Origin of the sequence: Geobacillus thermodenitrificans subsp. thermodenitrificans DSM 465 (genome assembly GCF_000496575.1) — a bacterium.
In the GTDB taxonomy this organism is placed as follows: domain Bacteria; phylum Bacillota; class Bacilli; order Bacillales; family Anoxybacillaceae; genus Geobacillus; species Geobacillus thermodenitrificans.
In genome coordinates this window covers 257,491-274,075 of record NZ_AYKT01000007.1, presented here as the reverse complement: position 1 = coordinate 274,075, position 16,585 = coordinate 257,491, and the positions used below count along the sequence as shown (strand labels likewise).

The 16,585-nt window shown below is 49.3% G+C and carries 13 protein-coding genes; 5 read left to right on the top strand and 8 right to left on the bottom strand.

The features are described from left to right. Nucleotides 1-313 precede the first annotated feature (313 nt). The 4 genes from DSM465_RS0109360 to DSM465_RS0109345 all read left to right on the top strand — a co-directional run bounded on the left by DSM465_RS0109360 (nucleotide 314) and on the right by DSM465_RS0109345 (nucleotide 4,017). Nucleotides 314-658 carry a DUF3870 domain-containing protein gene (locus DSM465_RS0109360; protein WP_008881326.1) on the top strand — a complete coding sequence of 115 codons (345 nt, stop codon included), beginning with the start codon at nucleotides 314-316 and terminating at the stop codon, nucleotides 656-658. Nucleotides 659-737: 79 nt separating this feature from the next. Next, a complete protein-coding gene (locus tag DSM465_RS0109355; RefSeq protein WP_029761209.1) occupies nucleotides 738-1,901 on the top strand; it encodes a DUF819 family protein in 1,164 nt (387 codons plus the stop codon). 22 nt (nucleotides 1,902-1,923) lie between these two features. Then, nucleotides 1,924-2,991, top strand: a complete 1,068-nt coding sequence (locus tag DSM465_RS0109350; protein WP_008881328.1) for a dipeptide epimerase — start codon at nucleotides 1,924-1,926, stop codon at nucleotides 2,989-2,991. 18 nt (nucleotides 2,992-3,009) lie between these two features. Beyond that, on the top strand, nucleotides 3,010-4,017 hold the full coding sequence (locus DSM465_RS0109345; RefSeq protein WP_029761208.1) for a C40 family peptidase: 1,008 nt from the start codon (nucleotides 3,010-3,012) through the stop codon (nucleotides 4,015-4,017). A gap of 165 nt (nucleotides 4,018-4,182) precedes the next feature. Here DSM465_RS0109345 and DSM465_RS0109340 read toward each other — a convergent pair whose 3' ends face one another. The 6 genes from DSM465_RS0109340 to brnQ form a co-directional block, all read right to left on the bottom strand. Further along, nucleotides 4,183-5,655 (bottom strand): sodium:solute symporter family protein, encoded by a 1,473-nt coding sequence (locus DSM465_RS0109340; RefSeq protein ID WP_008881330.1) that lies wholly within the window; start codon nucleotides 5,653-5,655, stop codon nucleotides 4,183-4,185. Further along, entirely contained in the window at nucleotides 5,652-5,852 is a 201-nt protein-coding gene (locus DSM465_RS0109335; protein WP_008881331.1) for a DUF3311 domain-containing protein, read from the bottom strand. The genes DSM465_RS0109340 and DSM465_RS0109335 overlap by 4 nt, the downstream gene beginning before the upstream one ends. A 43-nt stretch (nucleotides 5,853-5,895) precedes the next feature. Further along, entirely contained in the window at nucleotides 5,896-7,080 is a 1,185-nt protein-coding gene (locus DSM465_RS0109330; protein ID WP_008881332.1) for a M20 family metallopeptidase, read from the bottom strand. A gap of 175 nt (nucleotides 7,081-7,255) precedes the next feature. After that, entirely contained in the window at nucleotides 7,256-8,485 is a 1,230-nt protein-coding gene (locus DSM465_RS0109325; RefSeq protein ID WP_029761207.1) for a hydantoinase/carbamoylase family amidase, read from the bottom strand. 245 nt (nucleotides 8,486-8,730) lie between these two features. Next, the gene (locus DSM465_RS0109320; protein ID WP_008881334.1) at nucleotides 8,731-10,038 is read right to left on the bottom strand and encodes a helix-turn-helix domain-containing protein; all 1,308 of its coding nucleotides are present in this window, start codon (nucleotides 10,036-10,038) and stop codon (nucleotides 8,731-8,733) included. 466 nt (nucleotides 10,039-10,504) lie between these two features. Further along, complete coding sequence (gene brnQ, locus DSM465_RS0109315) at nucleotides 10,505-11,815, bottom strand: branched-chain amino acid transport system II carrier protein (RefSeq protein ID WP_008881335.1); 1,311 nt, start codon at nucleotides 11,813-11,815, stop codon at nucleotides 10,505-10,507. A gap of 346 nt (nucleotides 11,816-12,161) precedes the next feature. On the opposite strand from brnQ, the gene DSM465_RS19850 reads away from it, so the two are divergent. Continuing rightward, the gene (locus DSM465_RS19850) at nucleotides 12,162-12,329 is read left to right on the top strand and encodes a hypothetical protein (protein WP_155121008.1); all 168 of its coding nucleotides are present in this window, start codon (nucleotides 12,162-12,164) and stop codon (nucleotides 12,327-12,329) included. A 155-nt stretch (nucleotides 12,330-12,484) separates the two neighbouring features. On the opposite strand, the gene DSM465_RS0109305 is transcribed toward DSM465_RS19850, so the two are convergent. Then, the gene (locus tag DSM465_RS0109305; RefSeq protein WP_029761206.1) at nucleotides 12,485-13,834 is read right to left on the bottom strand and encodes an N-acetylmuramoyl-L-alanine amidase; all 1,350 of its coding nucleotides are present in this window, start codon (nucleotides 13,832-13,834) and stop codon (nucleotides 12,485-12,487) included. Between the two features lie 394 nt (nucleotides 13,835-14,228). Beyond that, nucleotides 14,229-16,349: a YecA family protein gene (locus tag DSM465_RS0109300; RefSeq protein WP_029761205.1), complete on the bottom strand. Its 2,121-nt coding sequence runs from the start codon at nucleotides 16,347-16,349 to the stop codon at nucleotides 14,229-14,231. Nucleotides 16,350-16,585 lie beyond the last annotated feature (236 nt).

Here is a 16,585-nt window from a genome sequence, read left to right as displayed (position 1 = left end):
GTCAAGTACATTTTGTGGTGAAGAGCCATATGCTATCTATAATACCATTTTAATCATAACGAAAAAGAATCTCCACTCCCGTGGCAACCGTTAATAGGCGTCAATCTAGTCACCGCTATAACCTTCTATTCCCGATGTCTTCCGTCATCATATGACGATAAGCAGATAAAAACAAAAAATAAAAATAATATTGACTATTTTATCCCCTTTTGTAAAAATAATTATAAAAGGCAAATGCGTATTGTGAGCACGTGTATGAATGTTTTTCATAACTCCCTCTCACAATGCCCGTATTTGCTCCGGAGGATCTGTTATGTTTGGCGATCATACCATTTATATCATTGGTGAAGCCAAAGCCCCTTCCAACAATCCAATCACTCAACAGTACAAACTATTCTTCATCGGACTTGTGGTGGATAGAGAAACAGGCAAAATTGTTGACGCGGACTGCACAACCACCATTGATTTAACGAGAGCCTTTATCCGAAGTCTATTCGTAGGTCAATCCATCTTGGATATCGAAGGGGTTTCTCAACAAATCCAAACACGCTATTTTGGCTCATCACAAAAAGCATTGACGGTTGCGTTTAAAAACGCAAGTTTAAAATACCAATCGATTCTTTCAGCTGCTTCATCTGTCTCGTCAAAACGCAGATGAAACCCAGCGAATAGAGGCGTCTCTTACTCTATTTGCTGGGTTTTTTCTTTTTACAAAACCAAAAAGGAGGAGAAGCTTTATGATTCAAGATGGAATCGTTTACTTAAGCGTCTTGCTAGCCTTTGCAGCTCTCGTTGCACTAGCAGAGCAAAAATCACGATCCAAGCTGTTTAAGGCAGTTCCCGGCATTATCTTTATTTATATTGGCGGGGCGCTAATGCAAACGATGGGAGTTTTCGGGACATCCGAATCGATCGATCAAACCTACAGCACCGTTCGGAGTGTACTTCTTCCCGCCATGCTGATTCTCATGTTGCTTCACTGCGATCTGCGCAAAATTATTAAGATGGGGCCAAAGATTCTTTTAACCTTTTTCGCCGCTTCACTCACCATTATTTTAGGTTTTACTATCACCTATGTATTGTTTAAAGGCTTGTATGCAGAAGGAACATGGAAAGCGTTTGCCGCGCTGAGCGGAAGCTGGACAGGTGGCTCCGCCAATATGGTTGCTTTACAAAGCATCTTGTCCGTTCCCGAAAATATTTTTGGCTATGCACTCATTATGGACACGGTGAACTACTCGATATGGGTTATGTTTATGTTTTGGCTTGTACCATTTGCTGACCGTTTCAACCGTTGGACGAAGGCCAATACAGTCACCATTCCAGCCGTAAATGATCAAATCGCTGCGGCGAATGAAAATCGCTCTGCAAGCATAGGCTTTACAGAGTTGATGATGATTATCGGGTTCAGCCTCCTCTTATCAACGATTTGTACCAAAATCGGTAATACATTACCCGAAATTGGAGCCGTTTTCAATGCATCCACTTGGGCTGTAGTCATCGCCTCCATCATCGGAATGGTTCTGGCCATGACTAAAGTAGCTGATATTCCGGGAACCAACGAGGTATCCAAAGTGATGCTGTACACGATTATTGCCTTAATTGCATCACAAGCTGACTTTTCTCAACTCTTTCAGGCACCGATTTACATCGTCTCTGGATTTATGATTTTGCTGATTCACGCCGTTCTCATGCTCGTTCTAGCCAAATTGTTCAAACTTGATTTGTTTACAATGGGAGTTGCTTCTTTAGCCAATATCGGAGGAGTTGCATCCGCTCCTATTTTGGCAGGGGCTTACCATCAGTCTCTGATTCCAGTTGGCATTCTCATGGCGTTGCTTGGCAATTTGCTTGGCACCTATTACGGACTGCTTATCGCCCATATTTTATCATCATTGTGATGCGCGAAAGGATGTTTGATTCATGAAAATAAAGCAGATCAACGTCACTACCCAATCCATTCCACTCGTGAAGCCATTTAAAACAGCCTTGCGAACAGTTACGCAAATTGAAAGCATCCTAGTCAAAGTCACCCTTGACAATGGGATTGAAGGATATGGAGCTACAGTTCCGACAGAAGCCATCACAGGGGAAACAAAACAAAGCATCATAGGAGTCTTGCAATATAGACTCATTCCGGTCGTCATCGGCCGCGATATTGAAATGATCGCGAAAAACACAAAAGATGTGCAAACATGTTGTGTCGGCAATACAAGTGCCAAAGCAGCACTAGACATGGCCATGCACGATGCACTTGGCAAACACTTAGAAATCCCCCTTTATCAATGGTTCGGTGGAAAAACTCATGATCATGTAAACGATATGACCATCAGCGTCAATCCAACAGAGCAGATGATTCGCGATGCAGAAATAGCAATCAACCACGGATTCTCCGTTCTAAAAATCAAAGTGGGGAAAGAGGCTAAAAAAGATATAGAACGAATCAAGCGGATTTACGAAGCGATTGGACCGAACGTAGTGCTGCGCATTGATGCCAATCAAGGATGGACGGCAAAAGAAGCTGTTCGTATTATTCGTCAATTGGAACAAAGCAACCTCCCAATCGAGTTTATCGAACAACCTGTTCCGAAATATGATATTGAAGGATTGCGCTTTATTCGCGAACGAGTCAACATCCCCATTATGGCAGACGAGAGCGTGTTTTCTGCTCACGATGCTCTCACACTCATTCGCTGCCAAGCAGTGGATTTGATCAATATTAAGCTGATGAAAACCGGAGGATTACGAGAAGCGTATACTATCGCCAGCCTTGCGGAATCAGCGGGCATACAATGCATGATTGGAAGCATGATGGAACCGACACTTTCCGTATTAGCGGCAGCCCATTTAGCAGCGGCTCACCCCAACATTACAAGAGTCGACTTAGATGCGCCACTATGGCTCGATGACAGCAACCAGTTCCCGTTCTTTCAAGGAAGCGAAATTCATCTTCCGAACTCTCCTGGGATTGGTATCTCCTATCCATCTTAATTTAAAGGAGGAAATGCTATGAATCTATGGAGAAGGATGATCACCGGTGTACTTTGCTTAATCTTCCTCTTTTCCCTTTTTACCCCTGTACACGCTAAAGCGGATGATAGCGAAACCGCCTATGTAGATGTAGCGGTTGCCACTCTTTGGGTTGAACCGGGAATAACCCGAAGCATTGATTCGCCATCCCTGTCCAACCCGGTTGATCTATGGACATGGACGAAAAGCATGTCCTATGAAGAAAAACTGTGGCTAGTCGGGAACCTCGAAACCCAAGCGCTATATGGCACCAAAGTAACGATATTGGAAAAACAAGGAGATTGGGTAAAAGTAGCCGTTCACGGCCAACCGACCCCTCGCCATTCGCTTGGCTACCCAGGTTGGATGCCGATTCACCAACTGACAAAAGGAACAGCGTTTTCCCAATTTCAGTCTAAGCCGTTTGCCCAAATCATCAAACCAACCGCTTGGCTTTACCATGATCCAAACAGCCGCAAACGGTTCATAGAAATCAGTTTTGCAACTCGTCTTCCAGTCATATCGACTACTAAGCACGCTGTAAAAGTGATGACACCTAGCGACGGAGCAAAATGGTTGAAACAGGAAGACGTCCAAATTTTCCGGACTGAAGCAGACATCCCGGCTCCTACTGGAGAAGATGTCGTTCGTACCGCCAAACAATTTTTAGGATTGCCATACTTATGGGCGGGGACGTCCGGGTTCGGGTTTGACTGTTCGGGATTTACCCATACCATTTATAAAGCCCACGGTATTACCATTCCACGCGACTCATCAGTGCAGGCGCAGTTTGGCCTCCCAGTTTCAGAAAAGGATTTACAACCGGGGGATCTCCTCTTCTTCGCCTATGATCAAGGCAAAGGAAGAGTACATCATGTAGGGATGTATATTGGTAATGGAAAAATGATTCACTCTCCAAACTCTAGCAGTACGGTTCGTATCGATGACTACCGTGCTCCGGGATATGGCGAGGAATTCGCAGGCGCTAGACGATACATTCAACGTTAATCTTTTCAGAGAATAGGCTACAAATTCCTTTTCAGACTGTTGGATGACAAAAACAAAGAAAACCGTTCTTTTTCGGTTGCGACAACGTAACCAAAAAAGAACGGTTTTTTCCTTATAACCTGAATGTGTCTCTCCAACCAATGACGGACAACCAATCCTTCTTCCTTACACCACCCGTTTTTCGGCATCAGCACGAACCGAACGAAACGGAATCAAGCTGACTGTGATGGTCACCGCAGTGTTGACGATCAACGCGACAATGCCGACGTTTAAATCTTGTACGACTTGCGGCAGTGATGGAAACAAAGTACCGACGCTGCTATCGGATAACGTAATGTACGCGACCGTAGCGACACCAGCTAAAATGCCAGCAAACGCTCCTTGCTTCGTGACAAAATTTTGCTTCTGCAAGCTTAAGACAAATGCGGGGAACAATTGCGTCACAAGGCTGTATCCCATAAGAAGCAACGCCACAATCGTATCACCGCCCCGGAACGTAAAGTACAATGAAACAAGAGCGATGACCGGGACGAGATATTTCGCCAACTTGGCGACTTGCTCGTCTGTTGCGGATGGCACAAACACTTGATACACATTTTTCACAAGTAACGTCGATGCGCTCATCAAAATCATCGACCCTGGCACCATCGCGGTGAGCAGCCCAGCGGCGCCAATGACCCCAACAACCCACGGGTCAAACGTTTGAATGGACAATTTTAATAATGCCAAGTCTGCATCCGAACCTTCAAGCCCTGGCACTTGCAAAATAGCCGTGAAGCCAACAAAAAAGACAAATAACAACACTAACTGATAAATCGGCAAAATAATGGCATTTTTCCGAAAGACGTTGGCACTTTTTGCCGAATAAATCGAGCCAAACGTATGAGGCCACATGTAAAAACCAAGCGCTGTCAACAACACAGTTGAAATGAACCATGAGGCGCTCATCCCTTTGTCCGGCAACGCTAAAAATCCGGGTTTCGCCTGCTCAACGGCCTCAAACATCGGTTGAATTCCGCCGTAATAGTGGAACGGAAGATAGATCCCTAAAAAGACGGCGACGACTAAAATCATGATATCTTTCACAACTGCCGTCCATGCTGAACCGTGAATGCCTGAAATCATTACGTAAATCGTGACCGCCAACACACCGATCCAAATCGCAGCAGTCGGGGAAATCGTGCCGTAGGAAGCTTCGGAAACGATGATACCCAGCCCTTTCAGTTGCAGCACTAAATACGGAATGAGCGCCACAACCCCTACCAGCGCTACGAGAACACCGAGCATCGGGCTGTCGTACTTGCGAGCGAAGAAATCTGATTGGGACATCAACCGATGCTCTTTCGCGTACTTCCATACTTTCGGCAGCATCCAATACGATAACACATAAGCTAGGCAGCCGTAAGCGATGATGTAAAACGTTGGCCCGCCTTTGCCATACGCCCAACCACTTCCACCAAGGAATGTAAATGTCGTATAAATCTCACCAGCCATCAAGAGAAACACAAAGATCGTACCAAACCCGCGGCCGCCGACCGTCCATTGCTCCAAGTTCATGTCTTTCCCCCTGCGCGCCTGCAGCCCCAGATAAAGAGAAAACAACAAGAAAGCAAAAATAATGATTAACGCCGCGTTCATGCTTGCTCATCCTCCTTCACCGCGGGATCAAAGCGATAAACAATCGCCATAATGACCGAAGTCACGATTACCCAAGCAACCAGCCAAAATAGCAGAAACGGCATTCCTAATACGTAAGGCTCCACCCGGTTCACAAATGGGATGCCACCAAGCATACCAAGAAACGGCAACACCATCAGCCAACGAATCGATTTCATCCTCTCCCCCCTCCCCTCATTGGATGAACGAAGGCGAAAACGGTTATTCCGCTTCCGCCAATAATTTCAACGTTGCACCGACAAACAATTGCACACCGATTTCGAGCGCATCTTCGTCAATCGTAAAGCGCGGATGGTGATGCGGATACACAATTCCCTTTTCTTCGTTTCTAGCGCCGACGTAGAAGAAGCTGCCTGGCGCTTTTTGCAAGAAGGCGGAGAAATCTTCGCCACCCATGTTCGGTTTCAAGCGGGCGACAGCTTCCTCCCCAAACAGTTCACGCGCTGTGTCTTCAATGACGCGCGTCACTTCATCGTAGTTCACAACCGGGCGATAGCCGTAGTTAAATTCGAACTCGTACGAGGCGCCATGCGCTTCGGTAATGCCTTTCACAATGCGCTCCATCCATTGCGGCACCGTGTGACGCAACGTGTCATCAAACGTGCGCACCGTCCCTTGGATTTCGACCTCTCCAGGCAGGACGTTATGCGCCGTGCCGGCGACAAATTGCGTCACGGACAAAACGAGCGGCTCGACCGGGTCAACGTAGCGCGAGACGATATGTTGCAAATTCGTCACGACTTGCGCCCCGATCGCGATAGCATCGATCGTTTGGTGCGGCATGGCTCCATGGCCACCCTTGCCGATAATGCGAATGAAAAAGCGGTCCGGCGCGGCCATCATCGGTCCGTACACAATGCCGACTTTTCCAAGATCAAGCGGCGACCAAAGGTGAGTGCCGATGACGACATCGACCCCGTCCATGACGCCAGCTTGCACCATCTCTTCCGCTCCTCCTGGGAACAGCTCTTCCGCGTGTTGGAACAAAAAGCGAATCTCACCACGGATCGTATCGCGCAACTGGGAAAAAATTTTCGCCGCGCCAAGAAGCATCGCCGTATGGCCGTCATGACCGCACGCATGCATGACGCCAGGGTTTTTTGAGGCAAACTCAAACGTATTTTCCTCTTGAATCGGCAGCGCGTCCATATCAGCGCGAATGGCGACGACCCGTCCCGGCTGCTTGCCGACAAGCCGCGCCATCACGCTTGTTTTCGTCGGCCTTGAAAGCTCAAGATGACCGAACGATTGCAGCGTCTCGTAGACAAACTGCGCGGTTTTCTCTTCTTGGAACGACAATTCAGGATGAGCATGTAGATGGCGGCGCCAGGCAATGACGTCCGCTTTCACTTCATCAACGAGTCGTTTAATTTCTTCCCTTGTCATCCAAGTTCTCCCCCTGTTCTTTTTTGTTCCTGTCGCCCTTGACGTCACTTTTGTCCCTTTGGCGGACGTTGATCAAGGTCAACTTCAACTCTAGGCATGTCATACGATGCTCAATGAAATGGCTCGTATGAGAGGTTCGTTAAACGTTTGACGCACCCTTCGTTTGTCTTTTTCGTTATTGTCCCTGAGCCAGCTGCCATACAGTATGATAAAGAACAGCCGCCCCTGCCACGCAATCATCTTTTGTGCTCCATTCTGCAGGGCTATGGCTCACCCCGTCTTGAGAGCGGACAAAAATCATTCCGATTGGACAGAGAGGAGCGAGCTGCACCCCGTCATGGGCTGCGCCGCTTGGCAGCCAAAACGGCGGATAACCGAGCTGCTTGCACGCTGCTTCCGCGGCATGCTTCACCTCGTCGGAACATAACACCGGCGGCATGTCTTGCAGCCATTCAGTCGTGACGCGAACGTTCCGTTCCTTCGCGATCACTTGTGCCCGCGCAGCCACGGTCTGCCACACTTGATCGCGCACCTCAGTCTGCAAGTCACGCAAGTCTAACACAAATTCGACCCGTTCCGGGATAATATTAATGCCGCCTGGAAACACGTGAAGCTGTCCGACCGTTCCGACCGTTGTCCCGGTTCGTCGCGCCTCTTCCTCAATCACTGCGATGATTTGAGCGGCCGCGGCCATCGGGTCGCGACGCAACGACATCGGTGTCGCGCCGGCATGCTCCGCCTTTCCTTCGACGGTGAATTTGACCCAGACAAGCCCGGCGATGCCGGTGACGATACCAACAGGAAGTCCTGCCTCCTCAAGTACCCGTCCTTGTTCAATATGTAATTCAACATACGCTTTGACCGTCCCAGGTTTTCGTGCCGCTTCATGCAAGCGGTGCGGATCAAGCCCCGCCTGCCTCATCGCCTCGGCGATGGAAATTCCATTCGCATCACAGTAATTGAGCGCTTCTGACGGCAACGTCCCAGCCATGGCGCGACTGCCGATCATGCCGAAACGAAAGCGGGCTCCTTCTTCGTCCGTAAACGCCACAACTTCAATCGGGTGATGTGTCTTCACTCCTTGCTCGTTCATCGCCTGAACGACCTCGATGCCTGCCAACACCCCGAGCGGACCGTCAAAACACCCACCGTTGTAAACCGAATCGACATGTGAGCCAATGAGCACCACCGGAGCCTCCGGATTCGTGCCTTCTTTCCGCCCGATCAAGTTGCCCGCTGCGTCTTCGTACACGGACAGACCTGCTTCGCGCATATAAGCGGCAACCAAGTCTTTCGCTCGCCGTTCCTCCGTGGTGAATGAGAGTCGTGTAATACCGCCGCCTGGCTGCTTCCCAACTTCCCCTAGTTCCATGAGTCGTCGCCAAAGACGTTCCCCCTGAACCAATTTACTCCCCACTTTCTCCTTCAGGAGATTTACGGATGAATTTCGGTTATGTCCTTAATTATAACGTATTAAACGAAATTTTCAAATATTACAAATCATAATGAATAGAATAAATATTATCTCAGCGAGCCCCTAGTTTTCTCTACTAGCGAGCGGCCCATTTCACCTTGACGACCGCACCTTTTTAGCCAAAACGATAAAAATCGGCTTCCACAAACAGCAGAAGCCGATTCACCATCTGATGATTATAAAAAAATGCGATACACTTTCCGCGGGCGTCCACGGGGATACGGACTGGTTTCCCCGATCGCCTCGGCAAGGCCAGCAGCCTCTAATTCTTTTAAAATCCGGCGGGCACTGCGCGGCAAAATTCCCATGTAGACAGCCAACTCATGTGCCTCAATCTCGTTCTTTCCTCGCTTGCGCAAAACAGCCTGAAGCTTGCCAAGCGTCGCAGCGCTTAAACTCGTGCGGCTGGCCAGTTGCCGCAGCTCCTCATCGCCGAGCGAGTAACGAATTCGCTCCCCCTTTCCTAACGGACCTGCAATCGTCCCATCATCAAAGGCAACCATCCAAGCTCCTCTTCCGCAGTGTTTCGCATGCAAAAATGCCTTTCCCGCTTGGATTTCCGCCTCGTACGCTGTTCGCCCGATGCCGATGCCGCACGCCACGATTTCGTCATAAAGGTGTGCCATCTCCTCCTCAGAAGGAATCGTTTTATAGCTGGCGGTCATCTCTTTTAACGCACCTCTTGTTGTAAAAATGACGTAGCGACCCGGTCCGGCGCATTTGAGCGATCCTTGTACTTTTTTCGTATACTGCAACAGTTTTTCTGTCGCCTTCAGTTCCATTTTATAAATCTCATCCGTTGAAAATGCCTCCGGGGATGTAATCATCATCGAATCCACTTCGATCATCTGCACGGCGACTTGTGCATCTTGTACATGGAGCATTTCCCCTGTGCGAATGATCGTTTGCACGACCGCTTCAACAGCTGAACGAGCGGGCAGCACCCGATACACTGGCATCCCCATTTTTTCCATTTCCAGATGAGCGGTTCGTAGGCAAGTGACGGCGGCTTTCGTTTTCCCTTGCCTCCATAAGTCGTAATGATAACTAGCAAGCTCTTGAGCGGAAATGCCTCCTTCGTAATGCTTGATATGCGGAACCGGCTCTTTAATGTCGGCTTCCTCAAGCAGTCGCTCCACTTCGCCGCGCTCATATGTATCAAAGCTTAGCTGAGAGATCGGAATTTGGTTGGTATAATACGCCTGCAGCAACGTACGATATAAGCTCGCCCCGGTATGCGGCACGTAAAACAGCGGCACCTCGATCTCACCGGACTGCTTGGCGATTGAATATGGCACTTGTCCGGAAAACAGCCACATATCGACCTCAGAGGCAAGCGGACGAATCAAGTCGAGAATTTCACTTTCGTTCCAATAAACGACTGGAAGGCAAACGAATTCTTTATATTCCTCCACCACCGATTGAATAATCGGTAACGAGTCGTCTGCTCCTAATATACCTAACCGAATGCGAATGACGCACACCTCCCCGCCCGAGGGCTAACAACGTCCTCATCTGCATGTCTTGCTTCCCCGAAACTCCTCTGATTGCCCGTTCGGGAACATCAACCTACGTCAAAGCCGTTGCTGTAGGCGCTTGAGCGAACATCCCACAGCATTTCAATACCGCTCTACCCTAACATTGGGCACATGTCTTTAGTCAAACAAATCGCGGTCACAAGACCAACATCTCCCGTTCCCGCAATCGCCATCTTCACGGTTTCTCACACCTTTATCCATCCATTGGGGCGATAAACGGCTTGTCCCTATTATATCGAATCACCTGCGGATATTCACAGGTTTCACCGAACTGCTTGAGTAACAGCGAAAAAAGAGGATGCCTCAAAAGCAACGAGGCACCCTTTTAATACCATATATACACACCAAACACCTTTATTATTCTATCATTTTTTGTTTAACTAGAGAGCGGAGGGTCTGTTAAGTCAGTCCCTTACGCAGCATGTTTCCGTCTCGTTGCGGACGGCCGGTCCATGATAAAGCCGAGCACAGCACCGATCAATGCTGGTACGATCCAACCGAGCCCGACCGAAAACAGCGGCGCCCACGAGAGGAGCGGTTCTAACCATGCCGTTTCCAACCCGATCGCTTTTAAACCGTCGTACAAGCTAAACACGCCGGTAAAGAGCAACGCAACACCGTACACTTTCGTCGAACCGCGGTAAAAGCGGCGGAAAAACGATAAAGCAACCAACACGATCGCCAATGGATATATCATCGTCAACACCGGAACAGAAACGGCGATCAGCGCATTTAACCCTATGTTCGACATCAAAAAGCTAAATACAGTCAGCACAGCGACATACGACCGGTACGAAACCGTCGGTGTAAGCTCCTGAAAATATTGCGCACAAGCGGTAACAAGGCCAACCGCCGTCGTCAAGCAAGCAAGAGCTACGATCACACCCAACAGCAACTTCCCGCCGTTGCCAAACAGCAGCGATGACACGTATGACAACAGCTCCGCTCCGTTGGCAAATGAGCCGGCATCAGCCATTCTTGCACCAATGATAGCAATGCCAGTATAAACGAGCGCGAGTCCTAATCCGGCGATCATCCCGGCTTGAATCGTCGCCTTTGCCTGCGACGCCGGCTGGTTAACTCCGCGGTCACGAAGCGCGTGGATGACGACGATGCCAAAAGCAAGGGCAGCGATCGTATCCATCGTTAAATACCCTTCCAGTACCCCTTTCGCAAACGGCGCAGAGGCGTACTTCTCCGCCGGCACCGCATGCGGGTTATCAAGCCGGATCAAACCGGTAATGCAAAGCACAGCAATCGAAAGCAGCAAGAGCGGCGTTAATAGTTGACCGATTCGATCGACAAGCTTCGATGGGTTTAAACTAAGCCAGTACACAAGGGCGAAAAAGATGCCAGTAAACAACCACATCGCGAAAGAAGCGCTTTCAGAAAAAAACGGCTTGACCCCAATTTCATAGGCAACGCTGGCCGCGCGCGGAATGCCGAAAAACGGACCAATTGCCAAATACACAGCGAGCGAAAAGCAAAGGCTGAACACCGGATGGACCGCGTTGCCGAGCGAACGGACACCGTCTTTGGCGAACGCCACCGCCGCGACCGACAACAGCGGCAACCCAACACCGGTAACGATAAATCCAAGAATTGCTGGCCATACCGCCGTTCCTGCTTCCATTCCTAAATATGGAGGAAAAATCAAGTTCCCCGCGCCAAAAAAGAGAGAAAATAGCATCAATCCTGTAAACAGCACATCTCTCGTTTTCATCATATCCCTCATTTCTATGTTAGCAAAATGAATTGAATATTCTGATATATCACAAAACAAACGCGCCACTTAGGATTATAATGAAATATTACTATCCTAATACGTTTTAAATATTATACTTTTTTTACTATTTTGTCAAGCCCCTGTTCTGGCTATTTCGTCCCAGCAGCCATCGAGCAAAGGCATGATCAGTCTTCAAAAGCCAACGAACTTCTGTGATTGGCTAACAATCCCCCTAAACAAGAAGGGTCATAGGTATATTTTACCTATAGAGACAATCTCTTGATGAAAGGAAGCTAGATTGACAAAAAAGTTACCCTCATAGAAACATTAAAGATGAACTAGTATGGATGGAAGAGAAGACAAAGATTGTTTGCTCGTTGCCAATCAATATCATGTCCAAACCAACACTTTAGAAAAACAAAATGAAGGACAAATAGGGATGTTGGTTGTCATTAGGCAAGTACATATCAATGTCTCAAAACTTCCCCCTCATGGTATGTGCAATAAGTGACAGGAATTACTCTTCCCCCGTGTGCTCATGCCGAGAAATGAAGGCTTTCTCGATTTGAAATGGTAAAAAAGCGCCCCGAAAAATCGGGACGCTTTTTGTCGTGCGGCCTGTATGCCGCAGATCCGTTGCCTATTTTTGGCAAAATGACCGGTTTGTTATTGAAAATAATGGCGCACGGCGTTCACGATAGCCGTCGTCACTGTTTCTTGATAGCTGTCTGTCGCCACAACCTCGGCATCCGACCGATTGCTTAAATAGCCAAGCTCAAGCAGCACAGACGGTCGTTCATTTTCCCGCAGTACGTAATAGTTGCCAAAGGCGAGGCCGCGAAATGGCAAAGCAGAGAGCTTTGAGAACGGCCCTTGGAACGATTGCGCCAACCCGTAGTCGGCGAACCGATCGTAATAGTAGGCGGTGATGCCAGAAGCATCTTCATCCTCCGCGCTGTCGTAGTGTAAACTAATAAACGCATCCGCCTGGTACAAACGGGCGGTGGCCACGCGTGCCGACAGCGGCACGTAATCATCATTGACACGCGTCAACACCACGCGCGCTCCGTATGTTTCGAGCTTTTCTTTCAACCGCTCGGCCGTTTCCATTGTCAATGTTTTTTCCGTTACGCCATTGACGCTTTCCGCTCCCCCGTCTTTGCCGCCATGGCCGGCGTCAAGCACGATCGTTTTTCCGGCAAGCACTTGAACAGGTGTGCGCGTCCATTTTTTTACATATTGACGCGGCCCATTTCCCTGAATGGTGGCAAGGTCAACAGCAGCAGGCGAAGCCGATTCAGCCACTGCCTCTTCCTGATTCCCGACGGCCTGTCCATTTTTCATTTCGACGTACTCCGCTGCCACCCAACCACCTAGCCCGGAACGGGTAACGATCTTATACCAATCTTGTTTTGTTTCGACAATCTCAACGCGCTCACCGTGCAAAAGCCGTCCGATCCGCTCCGCGTCCAATGACGGCGCAACCCGCACGTTCAGTGAATCAGCCGTCACGACTCCTGTCTGCCGTGAACCAGTTGGAGATTCGGCATCTACCAAATACGATGCCGCCACCCAACCAACAGCCTTTTTTGTGACGATTTGTTTCCATTCTCCCTTTTCTTTGATGACAATGACTTGATCCCCCTGTGCCAGATGGCCAATAATACGCCCATCTAGCCCCGGCTCTTGCCGAAGACGAAGCCGATCTTCTTGCACGATTTCCATTTCGCGCACAGGAGCGGCATACGATGCGGCAATCCATCCGATTTTATTCTTCTTCCATTCTATTTTCAACCAGCCGTCTTTTATATCGATCAACCGATACGTTTCACCACGGTGAACGTTCGCCAACGGACGGTACGGCACACCCGGCCCTTGGCGGACGTTCACCCGATCAACCGTCACGACAGCCAATCGTTCCTTCTTCTTATTTTCCCCTTTCACCTCTGCCGGCCAGGCAGCTGTAACCAAACAACACAAACAAACCAATATGGCGAACCATCTTCTTGGCCTCATGCACCTTCCCTCCTAGATGTCTCTCGTTCTACTATATGGTTCGCACGTAAGAGTCGATTTCCTGTCTGTCGGTCGGGAAAACCGCTCGACAGAACGAGCGCCAGCACGACGATAAACCGACAACGGATGCCCTATTTCCACACAATGTTCCCTAGCACGACAGCTGCCAAATGAAAAAGATACGAGCGTTGCCGAGTAACGGCGAAAACATTCTTTGCGTTCTCTCAGTGTCCCCCGCTCAGCACGGCTGATTCGTCCTTCCATCACTCCAAACGATAGAAAAATAACCATGAACAAGTTTTGCACTCCACCCAAGTGTGAAAATAGCACTCCAAGGCATACACATTTTCACAGAAAAAGAGGATGCCCCACAACGGGACACCCTCCCACATCTTTACACCTTAGCCAATGGCTGATCAAACTGAACGAACGCTTCTAGATAAGGAGCGGCCTGTGGCGGGTACACACGCTGAACGGAAGCCAGCTCCCCGTCTTTGTTAAAGGTGGCTTTTACGTACATACCAGGCTCTACATACGATGTAGCCGACGGAGTCAGACGCCAGTGAAGCTGCTCACCCGTCTCCAACCAGTCGAGTATGGCTTCTTCCTGGTCGACGTTCACCACTCGGAATGTCCCCGTCCGGTGCTCCCCTTTGTTTTCCATCATCTGTTCTGAAGCAGTATCTGCCATCACCACCGCTGAGTCAGACCGGTGATACAACCGGAGAAGACGGACGGCCTTCAACAACGGCTCGCTCAATTCCGCAACGAGTTGGCGCACGACCGGAGCATGGTTTGTCTGATAGCGGCCATCAAGCCATTTCGCGAACGCCTGAACGGCGCTTAATACTTGTTTTGCCTTATTAACAGTTGCATCCGGAGAAAACATGATATAGTGAAAGGCTAGACATTGCTGCCAATGACGCTCTTCTACCTCATCCCATGATGACAGCGACGTCGTCTGCAAATAATGGCCGACCGCTGTTACACCGAGGCGGTATTTCGCTTCCGTCGCTTCCGATTTTCCTTCCGTTTTTTCTTGATAAAATTCGATTAAATCCGCACCGAAAAAGCGTGCCTCCCATTCCGCCGGCATGACAAAATACTCCCCATCATCGAGCCGTTGAAACACTCGAATATGAGTTTTCCGCTCGGCTTTTGGCGTCACAAATGGCGAGAGCGGCAGCCCGTAGCGGGAACGGACACTGTTGGTATCGACCGTTACTGGACAGCCCGCTTTTCGGAGACGCTCGAACGTATGGTATTCATATGTCCGCAACCATTGCTCGACTTCTTCGTGCTCCCCGTCCATTGCCAACTCATGAACGGACCGTCCGTTCCATTCCTCATGCGGCACATGCAGCATCTGCTCTAACATCATCGCACTGTTGGCAACTAACGCCATATATTGCGGCTCGCCCGGCGGCAACTCGACATGGTACGATAGCAACTTCACTCCTTTTGGAACAACGTGCGTCTTCGTCGACCGCGACACGACCCGCGCAGACATACCGATTGCCTCAAGCGCTTCTGTCAGCACTCGTTCTGCGTCCACATCGAAGGCGGAAAATGTCATTGTCCGCCCTCTCCCTTCTAAAAAGCCCACTAATTCGTCGATATAAATAGGGCCAGAAGCAAGACGATCCCTATATTCGTACGTCACGCCGCGCAACGAACCTTTGATGGTTTCCGCGTTTTCTTCATCAATGATTCCTATTCCGTGTTGGGCTAGTTGGCGGAGAGCTTTCCGCGCATCGGATATGTCATAGACGATCGTCCATTGTTCCACCGATTCCGTATCACGCTCGGATAGTGAAGAAGCACGATGGCCCGCATCAACGATATCGAGAAAATGGACAAACACTAACTCTTCATACGGCATATCCGTCTCTTGAAGAAGTGTGCGTATTTGTTCTTCGGCTTTCTTCACCCCGTCCGGCCCGATGATAGAAGCAGCCCCCTGAACATAATAACCGTTGTCAGACGGTTCGAGAAACGCAAACATACCTCCCCACGGCACTACATTCGGCATCGTTTCACTAAATGGCATAAACAGCGTTTCTCCCGTCCACCGATCTACCGCTATCACTCCGTCGTCATTCCGGTCAACGAACTGGACAAGGCGCGGGACGAGCCCCACCCATCTATCGAGCATTTGCTTCAGCTCCGGAGTCAGATGGCGCCCTTTTTCGCGTTGAAACCACTCAACGCCGCGCATCCCGTTTGGAAAACGATGAACGAATAAATACCAAAGCGATTCGAGCTTCTCAAGCATCTCACTTTGCTTCTTTTGCCAAATTGCCTGACGGAACGCGTGTTTTACCGCCACTCGTTCGCCGTATGGCAACTCCTCATCCAAAAAGCGGCGCACCCGTTGCGACAATTCGTATTTCTGTTCGAAAAAACGATGTTGTCGCGCTCGCTTCGTCTCTTCTTCCATCACTTTGTTCATGCAACATTTCTTATATTTTTTCCCGCTTCCACACGGACACGGGTCATTTCGTCCGATCGACATGTAACACCCTCCTTTATGTTTCGCACCATCATATTCGCCAGAACAACTTACAATTATACAAAAGTGAATGTGAGTGGAAAAATCGAAACACTCGCAAAGACGGATGGCTACACCGCTTGCCCGAAAAGAAAACGAGCATGCCCATCAGAAAACTGCGGCAGTGTCTATGACTATCCGTCATAGCTGCAGACAACCGCCGAGAAACATCCGTTCATCAGCTCCAAACGAACGCAAAG